Here is a 2,277-nt window from a genome sequence, read left to right on the forward strand (position 1 = left end):
GCAGGAGGCGTTTCCTTCGGCCAGCCGCCGTCGATGGAGTTCGGTTCGTAGGAGGCGCGGCCCTTGTGCACGACATGCTGGTGCAAGGCATCGCGCTGGTTGTTGTGGTTGGGCGCGACAGGGCGATTGATCGGGATCTGGTGGAAGTTCGGCCCGCCCAGTCGGCTTAGCTGGGTGTCGGTGTAGGAGAACAGCCGGCCCTGCAGCAACGGGTCATTGGTGAAGTCGATACCCGGCACGATATGGCCAGGGCAGAAGGCCACCTGCTCGACCTCGGCGAAGAAGTTGTCCGGGTTGCGGTTGAGCACCATCTTGCCCAGCGGGGTCACCGGTACCAGTTCTTCAGGAATGATCTTGGTCGGGTCCAGCAGGTCGAAATCGAACTTGTGCTCGTCCGCCTCAGGCACGATCTGCACGCCCAGCTCCCATTCCGGGTAGTCGCCCGTTTCTATGGCCTCCCACAGGTCACGGCGCTGGAAGTCGGTATCCTTGCCGGCCAGCTTCTGCGCTTCGTCCCAGAGCAGCGAATGCACGCCATGGCTCGGCTTCCAGTGGAATTTCACGAAGCTCGCCACCCCTTCGGCATTGATAAGGCGGAAGGTATGCACGCCGAAGCCTTCCATCATGCGCAGGCTGCGCGGGATGGCACGGTCCGACATGGCCCACATCACCATGTGCGCCGACTCCGGCACCAGCGAGACGAAATCCCAGAAAGTGTCGTGAGCCGACCCGCCGGTGGGCATCTCGTTATGAGGCTCCGGTTTTACCGCATGCACGAAATCGGGAAACTTGATCGCATCCTGGATGAAAAATACCGGCATGTTATTGCCAACCAGGTCGAAGTTGCCTTCATCTGTATAAAACTTGACCGCAAACCCGCGCACATCCCGCACCGTGTCCCCCGAACCGCGTGGGCCCTGCACCGTGGAGAAACGCACGAATACCGGGGTGATCTTCTCCGGGTCCTGGAGGAAGCCGGCCTTGGTCAGTTCGGCGTGGTTGCCATAGCTCTGGAAGAAGCCGTGTGCACCGGTACCCCGGGCATGCACGATGCGCTCGGGGATGCGCTCGTGGTCGAAGTGGGTAATCTTCTCGCGCATGATGAAGTCTTCAAGCAGCGAGGGGCCACGGTCACCCGCCTTGAGCGTGTTCTGGTTGTCGGCGACCCGCACACCCTGATTGGTACGCAGGGCGTGACCAGTGGCATCGCTGCGCACGTCCTCGAGGCTCTGCAGCTTGGCATTGGTGTTGGCCCGGTCGGGGGTCTGGGTTCCGGCGGCCTCGCTGTGCTTGGGCGCGTCCGTGTTCTTGTTGGGCATGATCGGCTCTCCTCGTCAGTCTTCAGGCGTGCCCTGTTCGGGCTTGTTTCATTAGTGACTGGAGGGCTTTGACAAGCGTTCAATCAGGATTACCGGTTGTCGCGATATGCCCGAAGGATTGGTGCATTACGAAATAAATGCTAAGAACAGCTATGGGAAAAGGCTAAAATGCGCGACCCCAGCTAACCGCTGACCCAAATTCCATGCGCCCCACAAGGTTCGCTACGTGATCGAGTTCCAACATGTCCACAAGACCTACCGCGTCGCCGGTAGGGAAATCCCCGCACTGAATCCGACCAGCCTGACCATCGAGAATGGCCAGGTGTTCGGCCTGATCGGCCATTCGGGTGCCGGCAAAAGCACCATGCTGCGCCTGATCAACCGCCTGGAAGAGCCCTCCGGCGGCAAGATCATCGTTGACGGCGAAGACGTCACCGCCTTCAACGCCAGCCAACTGCGCGGTTTCCGTCAGCAGGTCGGCATGATCTTCCAGCACTTCAACCTGCTGGCGTCCAAGACCGTCGCCGACAACGTTGCCCTGCCACTGACCCTGGCCGGTAAATTGTCGGGCAGCGAAATCGACAAGCGGGTCACCGAGCTGCTGGCCCGCGTAGGCCTGTCGGACCACGCCAGAAAGTACCCGGCACAGCTGTCGGGCGGCCAGAAGCAGCGCGTCGGCATCGCCCGCGCCCTGTCCACCAACCCCAAGATCCTGCTGTGCGACGAAGCCACCAGCGCCCTCGACCCGCAAACCACGGCGTCGGTCCTGCAATTGCTGGCCGAGATCAACCGTGAGCTGAAGCTGACCATCGTGCTGATTACCCACGAAATGGACGTGATCCGCCGGGTCTGCGACTGCGTGGCGGTGATGGACGCCGGCCAGATCGTCGAGCAAGGCTCGGTGGCCGACGTGTTCCTGCACCCGCAGCACCCCACCACCAAGCGCTTCGTCCAGGAA

At 61.5% G+C, this 2,277-nt stretch carries 2 protein-coding genes; one reads left to right on the forward strand and one right to left on the reverse strand.

Going from position 1 to position 2,277, the window contains the following annotated elements; genetic code table 11:
* Window positions 1-1,319, reverse strand: a 1,319-nt coding sequence (locus HP546_RS29320) for a catalase (protein ID WP_172233097.1), incomplete at its 3' end; no start/stop codon positions are given.
* Window positions 1,320-1,545: 226 nt separating this feature from the next.
* Here HP546_RS29320 and HP546_RS29325 point away from each other — a divergent pair.
* Window positions 1,546-2,277 (forward strand): ATP-binding cassette domain-containing protein (locus HP546_RS29325; protein ID WP_172233100.1); only part of this gene is annotated, 732 nt, incomplete at its 3' end.

Source organism: Pseudomonas sp. CM25 (assembly GCF_013179705.1).
Lineage (GTDB): Bacteria > Pseudomonadota > Gammaproteobacteria > Pseudomonadales > Pseudomonadaceae > Aquipseudomonas.